We start from the raw sequence: 14,222 nt of genomic DNA, 5'->3' as shown, positions 1-14,222 counted from the left end.
TCGGGTATTCGAGCATGACCACACTGACCGCCCCTTTGCGGGCCTCCCCCCTGGACGCGCTCCAGCGCTGGCTACCCAAGCTGGTGTTGGCACCGAGCATGTTCATCGTACTGGTGGGGTTCTACGGCTATATCCTGTGGACGTTCGTCCTCTCCTTCACGACGTCCACCTTCCTGCCTACCTATAAATGGGCAGGGCTGGCGCAGTATGCGCGGCTATTCGACAACGACCGCTGGTGGGTGGCGAGCAAGAACCTGCTGGTGTTCGGCGGCCTGTTCATCGGCGTCAGTCTGGCCATTGGGGTGTTGCTGGCGGTGCTGCTGGATCAGCGTATCCGCCGCGAAGGGTTCATCCGCACGATCTACCTGTACCCGATGGCGCTGTCGATGATCGTCACCGGTACCGCCTGGAAGTGGCTGCTCAATCCCGGCATGGGCCTGGACAAGTTGCTGCGCGACTGGGGGTGGGAGGGCTTTCGCCTTGACTGGCTGATCGACCCTGACCGGGTTGTCTATTGCCTGGTGATCGCTGCCGTGTGGCAAGCCTCGGGCTTCATCATGGCGATGTTCCTGGCAGGCCTGCGCGGCGTCGATCAGTCGATCATTCGCGCCGCCCAACTCGACGGCGCCAGCCTGCCACGCATCTACTGGACGGTGGTACTGCCCAGCCTGCGCCCGGTGTTCTTCAGTTCGCTGATGATCCTTGCGCACATCGCCATCAAGAGCTTCGACCTGGTGGCGGCGATGACCGCTGGCGGCCCGGGCTATTCCTCCGACTTGCCGGCGATGTTCATGTACGCCTTCACCTTCAGCCGCGGGCAGATGGGCATGGGCTCGGCCAGCGCGATCCTGATGCTTGGCGCGATCCTGGCGATCCTGGTCCCCTACCTGTACTCCGAACTGCGGGGCAAGCGCCATGACTAGCGTGACTGACAAACCTGCGCTGAATCTCAGCCGCATCGCCATCCATGCCGTGCTGCTGCTGGCGGTGTTGCTGTACCTGGTGCCACTGGTGGTGATGCTGCTGACCAGCTTCAAGACCCCTGAAGACATCGGTACCGGTAACCTGCTGAGCTGGCCGACCACGTTCACCACCCTTGGCTGGAGCAAAGCCTGGGCCACGGTCAATGGCTATTTCGTCAACTCGGTGCTGATCACCGTGCCGGCGGTGCTGATCAGTACCGCCATCGGTGCGCTGAACGGCTATGTGCTGTCGATGTGGCGTTTTCGCGGCTCGCAGCTGTTCTTCGGACTGTTGTTGTTCGGCTGCTTCCTGCCGTTCCAGACCGTGCTGCTGCCGGCTTCGTTCACCCTCGGCAAGCTGGGCCTGGCCAGCACTACCAGCGGCCTGGTGTTGGTCCATGTGGTGTATGGGCTGGCCTTCACCACGCTGTTCTTTCGCAACTACTACGTGAGCATTCCCGATGCGTTGGTCAAGGCGGCGCGGCTGGATGGCGCCGGCTTCTTCACCATCTTCGGGCGGATCATCCTGCCGATGTCCACGCCGATCATCATGGTCTGCCTGATCTGGCAGTTCACCCAGATCTGGAACGACTTCCTGTTCGGGGTGGTGTTTTCCAGCGGCGACTCGCAACCGATCACCGTGGCCCTGAACAACCTGGTCAACACCAGCACCGGGGCCAAGGAATACAACGTCGACATGGCCGCAGCGATGATCGCCGGGCTGCCGACGCTGCTGGTCTATGTGATTGCGGGCAAGTATTTCGTGCGCGGGCTGACCGCCGGCGCGGTCAAGGGGTAAGTCATGGCAACACTCGAACTACGCAATGTGCACAAGACCTATGGCACTGGCCTGCCTGACACGCTAAAGGATATTCAGCTGGCGATTAAGGATGGCGAGTTCCTGATCCTGGTAGGCCCCTCTGGGTGCGGCAAGTCCACGCTGATGAACTGCATCGCCGGTCTTGAGAGCATCAGTGGCGGCGCGATCCTCATCGATGATCAGGACGTCAGCGGCATGAGCCCGAAGGATCGCGACATCGCCATGGTGTTCCAGTCCTACGCGCTGTACCCGACTATGAATGTGCGTGACAACATCGCCTTCGGCTTGAAGATCCGCAAGCTGCCCCAGGCGGCCATCGATGAAGAAGTGGCGCGGGTGGCCAAGCTGTTGCAGATCGAGCACCTGCTGGGGCGCAAGCCGGGGCAACTGTCGGGCGGCCAACAGCAGCGCGTGGCCATGGGCCGGGCGCTGGCACGCCGGCCGAAGATCTATCTGTTCGATGAGCCGTTGTCGAACCTGGACGCCAAGCTGCGGGTGGAGATGCGCACCGAGATCAAGTTGATGCACCAGCGCCTGAAGACCACCACGGTGTACGTCACCCACGACCAGATTGAGGCCATGACCCTGGGCGACAAGGTGGCCGTAATGAAGGACGGCATCATCCAGCAGTTCGGCACCCCGCAGCAGATTTACAACGATCCGGCCAACTTGTTCGTCGCAAGTTTCATCGGCTCGCCACCGATGAACTTCATCCCGGTACGCCTGGCGCGCCAGGACGGACGCATGCTGGCCTTGCTCGACAGTGGCCAGGCCCGCTGCGAGCTGCCGTTGGGGGCGGCCAGCGATGCACTGGAGGGGCGCGAGATCATCCTGGGCATTCGCCCGGAGCAGATCAGCCTTGGCGCCGCCGAGGGCAATGGCCTGCCGGGCATTCGTGCCGAGGTGCAAGTCACCGAGCCCACCGGCCCCGATCTGCTGGTGTTCGTCACGCTCAACCAGACCAAGGTCTGCTGCCGCCTGGCGCCGGATGTGGCGTGCCGGGTCGGCGACAGCCTCAACCTACAGTTCGATCCGGCGCGAGTGCTGCTATTCGACGCCGCCAGCGGCGAGCGCCTTGATCAAGCTGCCACCACCGTGAAGGACAACGTGGCCCGCTTCAAAGGCCGTTAAACCCGCGCGGTCTCTGTGTAGGAGCGGCCTTGCGCCGCGAACGGGCTGCGAAGCGGCCCTAACAATGCTGAAAGCTGCCAATACCCCGGGGCCGCTTCGCAGCCCTTCGCGGCACAAGGCCGTTCCTACAGACGGCCGCCGTCAAACCGTTCTGTCAATAACAAGAAAAGAGGATGCAAAGGAATGGAACAGCGCAATCGCATCAGAACGTTGGGCTCGCTGGCCTTGTTGGCCGCTGTGGGCAGCAGCGGCGTTCAAGCTGCCGAGGCTTTTTCGTCGGACTCGAAATGGATGACCGGCGACTGGGGCGGCACCCGCACCGAGCTGCTGGAGAAGGGCTACGACTTTACCCTCGACTACGTCGGCGAAGTGGCCGGCAACCTGCATGGGGGCTACAACGACGACAAGACGGCTCGCTACAGCGATCAGTTCGCCCTGGGCGCGCACCTGGACCTTGAGAAGATCTTCGGCTGGAAGGATACCGAGTTCAAGCTGGCGATCACCGAGCGCAGCGGGCGCAACCTGTCCAACGACCGCATCAGCGACCCGCGTGCCGGACAGTTCAGCTCGGTGCAGGAAGTGTGGGGGCGTGGCCAGACTTGGCGCCTTACCCAGATGTGGATCAAGCAGAAGTACTTCGACGGCGCACTGGACGTGAAGGTTGGGCGCTTCGGCGAGGGCGAGGACTTCAACAGCTTCCCCTGCGACTTCCAGAACCTGGCGTTCTGCGGCTCCCAGGTCGGCAACTGGGTCGGTGGCATCTGGTACAACTGGCCGGTCAGTCAGTGGGCGCTGCGGGTCAAGTACAACCTCAGCCCGGACTTCTTCGTGCAGGTGGGCGCCTACGAGCAGAACCCCTCCAACCTGGAAACCGGCAATGGCTTCAAGCTCAGCGGCAGCGGTACCAAGGGCGCGATCCTGCCGGTGGAGATGGTCTGGTCGCCCAAGGTCAATGGTCTGCCGGGCGAGTACCGGCTGGGCTACTACTACAGCACCGCCAAGGCCGACGATGTGTATGACGACGTCAATGGCAACCCGCAAGCGCTCACCGGGGCTGACTTCAAGTCGCACTCGAGCAAGCATGGCTGGTGGGTCGTGGCCCAGCAGCAGGTGACCGCGCATGCCAGCGACGCTAGCCGTGGCTTGAGCGTGTTCGCCAATTTTACCGTGCACGACAAAGCCACCAACGTGGTCGACAACTACCAGCAGGTAGGCCTGGTGTACAAAGGCGCCTTCGATGCACGGCCCAAGGACGACATCGGTTTCGGCATCGCGCGTATCCATGTCAATGACGATGTGAAAAAGCGTGCCGAACTGCTCAATGCCGCCAGTGGCATCAATGACTACGACAACCCAGGTTTCGTCCCGCTGCAACGTACCGAATACAACGCCGAGCTTTATTACGGCTTCCATGTCACCAATTGGCTGACCGTACGACCGAACCTGCAATACATCAAGAGCCCAGGGGCGGTGGATCAAGTCGACAACGCGCTGGTCGCGGGCTTGAAGATTCAGTCGTCATTCTGAGAACAATTGTTGTAAATTTACGCCATCCATTTTCGGCCCTCCGCTAACCACTGGTCTGCAGTGGTTAGCGGGCAAGGGGCGAGACAGCGCTATCTCGAACAACAAAGAGCCTGGAACCATGCCTGAACATCCGCTACACCGCTTCTTCACGACGCAACGGCCACGGCCGACCTTCGAGTGGGAGCGTTACCAGCAGCGTGATGTCCTGATCATCGATCACCCACGTTGCCAGGCGGTGTTCAGCCGCCAGGGCGCGCAACTGCTGCATTTTCAGCCGGCCGGCGAGAAGCCCTGGCTGTGGTGCGCCGAACAGTGGCCGCAGGTGGGCGCGATCCGTGGTGGAGTGCCGGTGTGCTGGCCCTGGTATGGACGCCATCCCAGCGAAGACCTGTGGCCGGCCCACGGCTGGGCGCGCCTGTTGGACTGGAAACTGGTCGACAGCCTTGAAGACGAGCAGGGCGTGACACTCAAGTGGCGCCTGGACCTGTGCGACTGGCAGGTAGACTTGCACGCGCGCCTAGGCGCGAGCATGGAGCTGAGCTTGAGTACCGAACACCAGGACAGCGAACCGTGCCAACTGAGCCATGCGCTGCTGGCCTACTGGCGCATCAGTGACGTATCGAAGGTAGCGCTGTCTGGGCTTGAAGATATCGAGGGCTACGACCGTCTGAATCGCCAGGCCTGCCGTGAAGATGGGGCGCTCAAGTTGCGTGGCGGTTGTCAGAAAGTCTTTCCGGGTACGCCCCGCGTACAACTGCAGGATCCTGCCTGGCAGCGCGAGCTGTGCATCGATACCGGCGACAGCGACGACACCGTGGTCTGGCACCCTGGCAGGCGGCCGCTGATGGGCGTGAGCGGGCGCGAGTGCCAGGGTTTCGTCTGCGTCGAGGCGGCCAGCGGCAGCGATGCCGGGCTGAGCCTGGCGCCGGGGGAGCGGGCGCACCTGCGTTTGCAGGCGCACCGGCTCAGTTGAGGTCGTCGTCCTCGATGGGGTAGCGGCTGGCGTTGAGGCTTTCCTTGATCTTGCGCAGGTGCGGCTGGAAGTCCACGCCACGGCGCAGGGTCATGCCGGTGGCCAGCACGTCGAGCACGGTTAGCTGGATGATCCGCGAGGTCATCGGCATGTAGATGTCGGTGTCCTCGGGCAGCGGGATGTGCAGGCTCAGGCTGCAAGCCTGGGCCAGCGGCGAGCCGGCTGCGGTCAGGCCGAGTACCGAGGCGCCGTTGTCCCGGGCCAGGCGTGCGACTTCCACCAGCTCGCGCGTGCGCCCGGTGTAGGAAATGATCACGAACAGGTCGCCAGTGTGGGCTACCGAGGCCAGCATGCGCTGCATCAGCACATCGGCGTGGGCCGACACGGCCAGGTTGAAGCGAAAGAACTTGTGCTGGGCATCGAGGGCCACGGGTGCTGAGGCTCCCAGGCCGAAGAAGTGGATCTGCCGGGCCTGGATCATCATGTCTACGGCGCGGCTGACCTGCTGTGGATCAAGCTGCTGGCAGGCGCTGTCCAGCGAGGCGATGGCACTGCCGAAGATCTTCTGGGTGTAGGCGGCTGGATCATCGTCGGCCTCCACCGCACGGCTCACGTAGGCCGCGCCGCTGGCCAGGCTTTGCGCCAGTTGCAGCTTGAGTTCGGGATAGCCGCTGACGCCGAACGAGCGGCAGAAGCGGTTGACCGTGGGCTCGCTGACCTTGGCTGCCTGAGCCAGGGCGGCGATGCTGAAACGAGTGGCTTGTTGCGGGTTGAGCAGGATGACTTCGGCGACCTTGCGCTCGGCCTTGTTCAGCTCGTCCAGGCGGCCCTGGATTTGTTCGAGGAGGTTTCGCACGCGGTCCATGGGGTGTCCTTGGGTCGTTGAGTCGGTGCTGGCAGACAGCCGGCTGGCGAAACAGCAGGCTTTTTGCAAAGTTGTCTATCGTACTGTCGCTGAGATTACCGCACCACTTGTCTGTAAGGCTTGTACATGATGTTGTTGTTTTTACTACATTGGCCCTTGAAAAACAGGGCTGAAACCGGTATTCCTAGCTTAACTTTATAAAAGAACCAACATTTATGGCCGCGATCAGTGTTGAACCTTGCACCTTTGCCCTGTTTGGCGCCCTTGGCGACCTGGCATTGCGCAAGCTGTTTCCGGCGCTCTACCAGCTCGACCGCGCCAATTTGTTGCACCCGGACACCCGCCTGCTGGCCCTGGCACGCGAAGCGGGCAGCGCCGAGCAGCACCTGGAGGCCATCGAGGCGCACTTGCGCCGCCACGTCCCTGAGAGCGATATCGATCCACTGACGCTGCGCCGCTTCTTCGCCCGCCTTGGCTACCTGCACCTGGACTTCGTCCAGCCCGAGGGTTACCAGGCCCTGGCTGAGCAGGCCGCGCCAGAGCTGCCGCTGATCGCCTACTTCGCCACGGCGGCGGCGGTGTACGGTGCGATCTGCGAGAACCTCGACAAGGCCGGCCTGGCGCCGCGCACCCGCGTGGTGCTTGAAAAACCCATCGGCCATGACCTGGAGTCCTCACGCCGGGTCAACGACGCCGTGGCGCGGTTCTTTCCGGAAAACCGGGTCTATCGCATCGACCACTACCTGGGCAAAGAGACGGTGCAGAACCTGATCGCCCTGCGCTTTGCCAACAGCCTGTTCGAAACCCAGTGGAACCAGAACTCTATCTCCCACGTGGAAATCACCGTGGCCGAGCAAGTCGGTATCGAAGGCCGCTGGGGTTACTTCGACAAGGCCGGGCAACTGCGCGACATGATCCAGAACCACCTGCTGCAACTGCTTTGCCTGATCGCCATGGACCCGCCCAGCGACTTGTCCGCCGACAGCATCCGCGATGAGAAGGTCAAGGTGCTCAAGGCCCTGGCACCGATCACCGGCGAGGGCCTGAGCACCCGCGTGGTGCGCGGCCAGTACATCGCCGGCTACAGCGAGGGCAAGCCGGTACCGGGTTATCTGGAAGAAGACAACGCCAACGCGCAGAGCGACACCGAAACCTTCGTCGCCCTGCGCGCCGACATTCGCAATTGGCGCTGGTCGGGGGTGCCGTTCTACCTGCGCACCGGCAAGCGCATGCCGCACAAGCTGTCGCAGATCGTCATCCATTTCAAGGAAACGCCGCACTACATCTTTGCGCCGGAACAGCGCTTGCAGATCGGCAACAAGCTGATCATCCGCCTACAGCCGGACGAAGGTATTTCGCTACGCGTGATGACCAAGGAACAGGGTCTGGACAAGGGCATGCAGCTACGCAGCGGCCCCCTGCAACTGAATTTCTCCGACGCCTGGCGCAGCGCGCGCATCCCGGATGCCTATGAGCGCTTGTTGCTAGAAGTGATGCGTGGCAACCAGAACCTGTTCGTGCGCAAGGATGAAATCGAATACGCCTGGACATGGTGCGACCAGCTGATCGCCGGCTGGAAGAACAGCGGCGACGCGCCCAAGCCTTACGCGGCGGGGTCGTGGGGGCCGATGAGTTCGATTGCACTGATTACACGAGATGGGAGGTCCTGGTATGGCGATATCTGAACTGCAACTGCCAGCGAGCGTGCACACCCACGCGCTGGCCGATGCCAACGCACTGGCCAAGGCCCTCGCCGAGGAGGTGGCCGAGCGCCTGCGTCAGGCTATCGCCAGCAAGGGCCAGGCCTGCGTAGTGCTGTCCGGCGGGCGTAGCCCGGTGCCGTTCCTCGAACAGCTTGCCCGGCAGGTGCTGGACTGGTCGAAGGTCACCGTGAGCCTGGCCGACGAGCGCTGGGTGCCGGTCGAGCACGAGGCCAGCAACGCCGGCCTGATCGCCCGACACCTGTTGCACGGCGCGGCAGCCAAGGCGCGTTTCATCGGCCTCTACCAACCCTCTCCGACCCTGGAAGCCGCTGCCGAGCTGGCCGATCAGCTCCTGGGCGAGCTGCCGCCGATCGATGTGCTGGTGCTGGGCATGGGCGACGACGGTCACACCGCTTCGCTGTTCCCGGCCAGTCCCAATCTGCGCCAGGGGCTGGCCAAGGTCAGCGAGCGCCGCTGCCTGGCGATGCTGGCGCCAGCGGTGCCGCACCAGCGCCTGAGCATGACCCGTGCATTGCTGGCAAGCGCAGGCTTTATCGCCCTGTCCGTGCAAGGCGCGGGCAAACTCGCTACGCTGCGCGCCGCGCTGGCGGCCGAAGACCCCACCGAAATGCCGATTCGCGCTTTTCTTCACGACCCCCTGGACATCTACTGGTGCCCATGAGCCAAGGATCCTCAGTCATGACCACCCTCGAACGCCCACAGCCTTTGCTCTCGATGGCCGAGAAAGCCGACCGGATCGATGCGATCTGCGGCGCGGCGCGCATCTTGCCGGTGATCACCATCGCCCGTGAGGAAGACATTCTGCCGCTGGCCGACGCGCTGGCCAGCGGTGGCATCCGCACCCTGGAGGTGACGTTGCGCTCCAAGCATGGCCTGAAGGCCATCGAAGTGCTGCGCGCGCAGCGCCCGGAGTTGTGCGTTGGTGCCGGCACCGTGCTCGACCGCAGCATGTTCGCCGCGGTCGAAGCCGCAGGTGCGCAGTTCGTCGTCACGCCAGGCATCACCCAGGACATTCTTGAAGCGGGCGTACAAAGCGATATTCCGCTGCTGCCTGGCATCAGCACACCGTCGGAAATCATGCAGGGCTACGCCCTAGGCTACCGGCGCTTCAAGCTGTTTCCGGCCGAGATTAGCGGTGGGGTGGCGGCGATCAAGGCCTTCGCCGGCCCGTTCGGTGACATTCGCTTCTGCCCAACGGGCGGTGTGAATCCGGCCAACGTGCGCAACTACATGGCGCTGCCCAACGTGATGTGTGTCGGCGGCACCTGGATGCTCGACAGCAGCTGGATCAAGAACGGTGACTGGGCGCGCATCGAGGCGTGCAGCGCCGAGGCGATGGCACTGCTGGACTGACAGATTTCGTTGTGTGCTGCACGGTTATTAGGGCGCTTGGTCAGCGCCCTTTTTTTGTGCGCCGGATCAGAAGCTGGCGGTGATGTACTGGCTGGCTTCGGCTGGGTTGTCGAAGCGACCGCCACGCTGGACGCGTTTGTCGAACACGCGCTTGAGGCTGTAGGCCTGCTTGCTGCCGATCGCCGGGTTGTCGATCTGGCCGCTGGCCTGCTTGGCCTGCTGTGCCTTGAGGTACTCGGCACGGCTGACCTGTACGCCGTATACCTCGGCAAGGGCTATTTTGCCGGTGGCGGGATCGACCATCGGCATCGTCACCCGTTGTCCTTGTGCATTGCGTGCCTGGAATGTCAGGAACCACGCCTTGCCGTCTTCCGTACCGGCCTGGCACGCGGCCTGGGTGCAGCGCTCGTAGCCAGACATCTGGTCGGCGCCGGGGACTTCCAGGTGTAGCGCCGAGGCGGTGTAGTCGCTATACACCTGTAGCTCATGCAGCGCCTCATCGGCCTTGGCCGGAGCATGTTCACTCACCACGTTGCCTAGGGTGTGAGCCCACGGCAGCAGCTTGGCGCGCACGTCCTCCGGCAGCGGCATGGCCTCGAGCTTGCCGATTAACTGCCGGTACTGTTCCAGGCGGGCGTACTGCTCGGCTGGGGCCTGGGGCGCTGCTGGCGGCGTTGCCGCCAGGTGCCCAGCGTTGCTCGGAACAGAGGGTGCACGGGGCGTGTCCAGGTACTTCGCGAGCAGGCCGCCCCCGCACAGCAGGACCAGTACCAGCAGGTAAGGCAGAATGGCGCGATGGAAGCATACGTCTGCCAGCCAGCGCTGCCACCAGGGCAGGGCAGGGGCCTCGAAGACCAGGCGGCGGGCGAAGAACGCGCGCACCCCCTGGTCGATCAACGCATCGTCGCAGGTCGTACCTTGGTGGCGGTAGTGGTCGCGGATGCGCGCGGCGACCTCGGCACGGCGCTGCGGCAGGTCCAGATGTTCCTGCAACTGACGTTGTTGCAGGCGCAACGCGTCGACGATGGCGATTGCCCCCATCTGTTCGCTGAGCGAGCCTGGTCTCATTGTGCGGCTTTGGTCAGCAATGCGGAGAACGCGCGTTTGGCCTCTTCCACCGCGTCGGAAATTTCCTGGGCCGCCTTGGTCGACTCGGCGCGGTAAGTGGCAGTCAGGCCTTTCATGTCGCTCTGGAAGTCCAGGGTAGCCTGGGCCAGGGCGCGTACCGATTCGACGCGAAGGGTCGAGCCGTAGCTGGCTTTCATCGCAGCACCGAGCTGCTTGTTGCCCAGCTCGCCGAGCGCTTCGAGGCCCTTGTTGATGCCTGCGGTTGTTGCGTTGAGCGTGTGGGTGGCTTCGGCCATGCCTTGATTGGCGGTGAACGATACCGCCAGGCTGGTGAGCACGACTTCGTTGGTGGCGAAGAACGACACCATGCGCTGGTACTGGCGCTCCTTGACCACGTGCACCTGGCTGATGCGTGCGAAGACCATTTCCGCAGTGTTGTAGCCGACCCGCAGGTCGTCGGCGATATCCTTGACGATCTGGTAGCTCTTGTCTTCGTTCTGCAGTGCACGCACGGCCTCATCGCGGCTCAACTCCAACGCAGCCAGGCGTGCCGGCTCTTCGTGCCCGGCAGCCGCGACGCTGGCATTGGCGGCATCCAGAGCCTGGGTGCGTTGTTGCAGGGTCTGGCCGGCCAGGCTCAGCACTTGCTGGGCATCCACTTCGGCGGTCTTCATGGCCAGGCGGAAGTCCATGTACGACTCGAGGATCAGGCTCTCGCGGCTGATTTGGTCACTGGCGGCTGCGCACACCTCCAGGTAGTGCTTGCGGATATCTTCGAAGCGGCTTGGGATGGAGCCGCGCATCATGTGCATCCAGGCCAGTTTCAGGCGTTCGAGCGTGTCCAGGCGACCGTCGTCCATCCATGTCGCCATGGCGGCGGCATCCTCGCGGATCGAGGTGAACCGATCGGTGATGTTCATGTAGCGGTCGGAGATGTCCATGCCGGCGATCTGCTCGCGCACGGTCTGGTTGAACAGGCTTGCCTGTTGTAGCACGGCGGCAATACCGGTGATGCGCCGGTTATCGTAGTGCGCGACCTTGTCCAGCAGCATCAGTACCGGTGCCGGCTGGGCCGGTTGGCCGAAGGAGATGCCGAGTTTGCGCAGGCCTTCGAGGGCGCGTTCGAGGTATTGGCTCATGGGAGTCCTTGCATGAGTGGGGCTGGTAAAGGGAACGGGTCAGAAGCTGCTGGAGGTCGTGAAGCCACCGCCACCGGAACTGCCGGAGGTGCTGAAGCCACCGCCGCCGATGCTGCCGGTGCTGGAGAAGCCACCTGGGGTGTGGCTCGAAGACGTACCCCAACTGTGGTTCCTGGGGTCGTCACGTCGGTGCAACGGCACGAACTGACGGCCTTCGTCGAGCAATCGCTGCACGCCCTGCTGGTCGAGCAGGCTGTTCATGTAGTCATCAAGGATCTGCTCGATCGGTTGGCGCAGTTCGTACCCATGGCTCGGATCTTTGTAATGGTCATCGCGCAGGGCGTATTCGAGGGTCTTGGCGCGGTCGTACAGGCGGCGCTTGTCGCTGGCCTCGAGCTGTACGCCCTTCATGCGCTGCTGGAGTTCTCGCAAACGTGCATGCAGCAGTTGCAGGTCGCTCACCAGCAGGTCGTCGTGGGGCGACGGGGTCTTCGCCGCCTCGACGATCAGCTCGGCCAGCGGGCGTGCCTTGAGTCGGTCCGCGATGCCTTGGCGAATCTGGTGCAGGTGAGGGTCGCGCTGCTGGGCAAAAGCGCTCAGTTGTGCATTCAAGCGGCTGGCATGCGCCTTGGACTGCGCCAGCAGGGTATCCAGGTTCGCTTGCTCGTCCTTCAGGGCCTTTAGCTCGGCAGTGGAGCCGATGTTATCCAGGCATTGCTGGTGTTGTGCCTGCAACTGCGCCAGCGCCTCACCGAGGGCCTGGCGCTGGCTCTCGTTACGCGCCTGCATGGCCAGGAGGACCTGTTCGTTGGCGTGGTTGCGCTCGAAGTTCACGACCATGGCCAGGTAACGGTCCATGGCACGCGACAGCAGGATCCCGCGGTACTGCTCGGTGCCGTAGTGACGGTCCTTGAGGAAGCGGTACAGCCGGTTGCTGCGGTAGCCTTGCAGCTTGGTGGCGCACTCTTCGCGAATTTCCTCGTAGCCTGCATGGGCTTGCTGCTCGGCTTGCTGTGTCGCTTCCAGTTGCTCCAGCAACTGGCGATACGATGGGTCTTGTTCCAGCCGGTCTCGCGCCTGGGCGGCCTGGCCTTGGAGTGCCAGGTGCAGCTGCTGGCGCCTATCCAGGCGCTCGGCGATCAACTGCTCTACGGTCTGGAGTTCCTGTTCCAGGGCGGCACGGGCACGTTCGCGCTGCTCCAGCAAGGCATGAGCCTGTTGGCTATGCGAGGGGTCGAGCGTCAGTTGCAGGCTGGCGATTTCAGTCAGTTTCGAGCTGATCAGGTGTTCGAGCCGGGTTTCCTGTTCGGACTCGACGCACAGCGCCTGCTCGGCTTCGCGTAGCCGGCGCTCGGCCTGGCGCGAGTTATGTTCGAGCGCGTTGACGAGGGCGGTCGGTGTCATGGCGTTACCACTCAAGGATCATGTCGGGGTTGGCGCTAGTGCGTTGGCTGAAGCGTAGTTCCAAGCTATTGGCGGCTTTTTCGCCGATATAGCGCTGGCTGATGTGGCCATCGTCGAGCTTGTCCTGGCGTACCCGCCGATATTCGTCGCGGCTGACCCGCACGCCAAACACCTTGGTCCAGCGCGCCTGGTTGTCTTCCACGCTGGTAACCGGCACGTAGACGGGGTTGCCGGCGCTGTCCAAGGCTTCGACGATCAGGTACCAGCTCTTGCCGCGGCTGCTGCCTTTGCTACAGCCGCTGGGCTCGTAGCAGCGCTCTACGCCGGATTGGGTGCCGGGACGGTCGACCAGCGCGAGGGTCAGGGGTTGGCTTGCGTAATTCAGGTAACTTTCCACATTTTTCAGGGTTTTGTCCGCCTTTTCCAGGCGCAGCGAGGCGATCTGCTCGCCTGCCTTGTCGATCCAGTCCGCCATTTCCTGGTGTTCGGGGGACGCCAGGTGCATGCCCAGCAGGCGTGCGAGCAGTTGTTGCTGTTGTCCGAGGCTGGCGTACAGGTGGTCGATACGGTTAAGCCGTTTGCGCACACTGTCGAGGTTCTGACGAGTGTTGCTCAGGGTGATCTGGGCTCTGGCCAGTTGCGCCTTGAAGGCATCGCGGTCGGCGAAGTCGGCCGGGTTCAAGTTCACCGCAGGTGCGGCGCTGGGCAGCAGAGGTTCGGCCTTGGCCAGCAAGCGCTCGACCGTGGCGTTGGGCTGGCGTTTGAGGCGCAGCTTGGTCTGTTCCAGGCGCAGGCGTTGCGTCGCGATTGCATCTTGCAGGGTTTGGCTGTCGGCCATGAGCCGTTCAGCCTTTGCATCGACCTTGGTTTCCATTTGCCAATGGGCGAACAGTGCCATGAACAGGCTCACCAGGGCGGCGGCGGTATAGTTGACCAGCTTGGCACGGCCCATGAAGAGGCGGGACAGCACGCGCTGAGGGCGGCTCAGGGCGGGTGCTTCGAATTGCAGGCGGCGCGAGAAGAACTGCCGTACGCCTTCATCGATGACCGCGTCGTCGAAGATGATGCCGTTGTTCTGGTAGTACGCGCGGATGCGCTCGGCCACCTCGATGCGGCGTCGGGGTAGGTCGAGGTGCTCCTGGATTGCCATCTCGCGATGGCGAAGCTGGTCGACCAGTGTCATGGCCCCCATCTGTTCGTTCAGCGAGACACTCATCGCTTCTGATCCGTGGCAGGGCTGCGCAGTTCGCGCTCCG

Annotated in this window: 13 protein-coding genes; 8 read left to right on the top strand and 5 right to left on the bottom strand. The window is 63.2% G+C overall.

Translation table 11 applies throughout. The annotated features are described in order from the left end of the window. Positions 1-14: 14 nt before the first annotated feature. The 5 genes from FEM01_RS07405 (at position 15) to FEM01_RS07385 (ending at position 5,413) form a co-directional block, all read left to right on the top strand. Entirely contained in the window at positions 15-923 is a 909-nt protein-coding gene (locus FEM01_RS07405) for a carbohydrate ABC transporter permease (protein ID WP_138218783.1), read from the top strand. Next, a complete protein-coding gene (locus tag FEM01_RS07400) occupies positions 916-1,761 on the top strand; it encodes a carbohydrate ABC transporter permease (protein ID WP_138218782.1) in 846 nt (281 codons plus the stop codon). Before FEM01_RS07405 ends, FEM01_RS07400 begins: the two co-directional genes overlap by 8 nt. Before the next feature lie 3 nt (positions 1,762-1,764). Further along, the gene (locus FEM01_RS07395; RefSeq protein ID WP_138218781.1) at positions 1,765-2,913 is read left to right on the top strand and encodes an ABC transporter ATP-binding protein; all 1,149 of its coding nucleotides are present in this window, start codon (positions 1,765-1,767) and stop codon (positions 2,911-2,913) included. A 183-nt stretch (positions 2,914-3,096) separates the two neighbouring features. Continuing rightward, positions 3,097-4,440, top strand: coding sequence for a carbohydrate porin (locus tag FEM01_RS07390; protein WP_138218780.1), 1,344 nt, complete (start codon positions 3,097-3,099; stop codon positions 4,438-4,440). Positions 4,441-4,558: 118 nt separating this feature from the next. After that, the gene (locus FEM01_RS07385; RefSeq protein ID WP_138218779.1) at positions 4,559-5,413 is read left to right on the top strand and encodes a D-hexose-6-phosphate mutarotase; all 855 of its coding nucleotides are present in this window, start codon (positions 4,559-4,561) and stop codon (positions 5,411-5,413) included. Here FEM01_RS07385 and hexR read toward each other — a convergent pair. After that, the gene (gene hexR, locus FEM01_RS07380; protein ID WP_171030927.1) at positions 5,406-6,269 is read right to left on the bottom strand and encodes a DNA-binding transcriptional regulator HexR; all 864 of its coding nucleotides are present in this window, start codon (positions 6,267-6,269) and stop codon (positions 5,406-5,408) included. The genes FEM01_RS07385 and hexR overlap by 8 nt on opposite strands. 224 nt (positions 6,270-6,493) lie before the next feature. On the opposite strand from hexR, the gene zwf reads away from it, so the two are divergent. Genes zwf through FEM01_RS07365 form a run of 3 tightly spaced genes read left to right on the top strand, consistent with a single transcriptional unit; the run spans position 6,494 to position 9,355 of the window. Beyond that, complete coding sequence (gene zwf, locus FEM01_RS07375) at positions 6,494-7,963, top strand: glucose-6-phosphate dehydrogenase (protein WP_138218777.1); 1,470 nt, start codon at positions 6,494-6,496, stop codon at positions 7,961-7,963. Further along, positions 7,950-8,663 carry a 6-phosphogluconolactonase gene (gene pgl, locus FEM01_RS07370; RefSeq protein WP_138218776.1) on the top strand — a complete coding sequence of 238 codons (714 nt, stop codon included), beginning with the start codon at positions 7,950-7,952 and terminating at the stop codon, positions 8,661-8,663. The genes zwf and pgl overlap by 14 nt, the downstream gene beginning before the upstream one ends. Positions 8,664-8,680: 17 nt before the next feature. Next, positions 8,681-9,355: a bifunctional 4-hydroxy-2-oxoglutarate aldolase/2-dehydro-3-deoxy-phosphogluconate aldolase gene (locus tag FEM01_RS07365; protein WP_138218775.1), complete on the top strand. Its 675-nt coding sequence runs from the start codon at positions 8,681-8,683 to the stop codon at positions 9,353-9,355. A gap of 66 nt (positions 9,356-9,421) precedes the next feature. On the opposite strand, the gene FEM01_RS07360 is transcribed toward FEM01_RS07365, so the two are convergent. The 4 genes from FEM01_RS07360 to FEM01_RS07345 are packed head-to-tail and all read right to left on the bottom strand — an operon-like array spanning position 9,422 to position 14,182. Beyond that, positions 9,422-10,423 (bottom strand): DUF6384 family protein, encoded by a 1,002-nt coding sequence (locus tag FEM01_RS07360; protein ID WP_138218774.1) that lies wholly within the window; start codon positions 10,421-10,423, stop codon positions 9,422-9,424. After that, positions 10,420-11,562, bottom strand: a complete 1,143-nt coding sequence (locus FEM01_RS07355) for a merozoite surface protein 3b (protein ID WP_138218773.1) — start codon at positions 11,560-11,562, stop codon at positions 10,420-10,422. Before FEM01_RS07355 ends, FEM01_RS07360 begins: the two co-directional genes overlap by 4 nt. Positions 11,563-11,601: 39 nt before the next feature. Continuing rightward, complete coding sequence (locus FEM01_RS07350; RefSeq protein ID WP_138218772.1) at positions 11,602-12,966, bottom strand: hypothetical protein; 1,365 nt, start codon at positions 12,964-12,966, stop codon at positions 11,602-11,604. A gap of 4 nt (positions 12,967-12,970) precedes the next feature. Then, entirely contained in the window at positions 12,971-14,182 is a 1,212-nt protein-coding gene (locus FEM01_RS07345) for a DUF6384 family protein (protein ID WP_138218771.1), read from the bottom strand. Between the last annotated feature and the right edge of the window lie 40 nt (positions 14,183-14,222).

It is taken from the genome of Pseudomonas mosselii (assembly GCF_005796105.1).
Lineage (GTDB): Bacteria > Pseudomonadota > Gammaproteobacteria > Pseudomonadales > Pseudomonadaceae > Aquipseudomonas > Aquipseudomonas mosselii_C.
This window is presented reverse-complemented; position numbering and strand designations above follow the sequence as displayed.

Excerpts from the sequence above, each read along its gene's own strand:
- FEM01_RS07405 (WP_138218783.1), top strand. The coding sequence starts at position 15 with ATGACCACACTGACCGCCCCTTTGCGGGCCTCCCCCCTGGACGCGCTC.
- FEM01_RS07400 (WP_138218782.1), top strand. The coding sequence starts at position 916 with ATGACTAGCGTGACTGACAAACCTGCGCTGAATCTCAGCCGCATCGCC.
- FEM01_RS07395 (WP_138218781.1), top strand. The coding sequence starts at position 1,765 with ATGGCAACACTCGAACTACGCAATGTGCACAAGACCTATGGCACTGGC.
- FEM01_RS07390 (WP_138218780.1), top strand. The coding sequence starts at position 3,097 with ATGGAACAGCGCAATCGCATCAGAACGTTGGGCTCGCTGGCCTTGTTG.
- FEM01_RS07385 (WP_138218779.1), top strand. The coding sequence starts at position 4,559 with ATGCCTGAACATCCGCTACACCGCTTCTTCACGACGCAACGGCCACGG.
- zwf (WP_138218777.1), top strand. The coding sequence starts at position 6,494 with ATGGCCGCGATCAGTGTTGAACCTTGCACCTTTGCCCTGTTTGGCGCC.
- pgl (WP_138218776.1), top strand. The coding sequence starts at position 7,950 with ATGGCGATATCTGAACTGCAACTGCCAGCGAGCGTGCACACCCACGCG.
- FEM01_RS07365 (WP_138218775.1), top strand. The coding sequence starts at position 8,681 with ATGACCACCCTCGAACGCCCACAGCCTTTGCTCTCGATGGCCGAGAAA.
- FEM01_RS07360 (WP_138218774.1), bottom strand. The coding sequence starts at position 10,423 with ATGAGACCAGGCTCGCTCAGCGAACAGATGGGGGCAATCGCCATCGTC.
- FEM01_RS07355 (WP_138218773.1), bottom strand. The coding sequence starts at position 11,562 with ATGAGCCAATACCTCGAACGCGCCCTCGAAGGCCTGCGCAAACTCGGC.
- FEM01_RS07350 (WP_138218772.1), bottom strand. The coding sequence starts at position 12,966 with ATGACACCGACCGCCCTCGTCAACGCGCTCGAACATAACTCGCGCCAG.
- FEM01_RS07345 (WP_138218771.1), bottom strand. The coding sequence starts at position 14,182 with ATGAGTGTCTCGCTGAACGAACAGATGGGGGCCATGACACTGGTCGAC.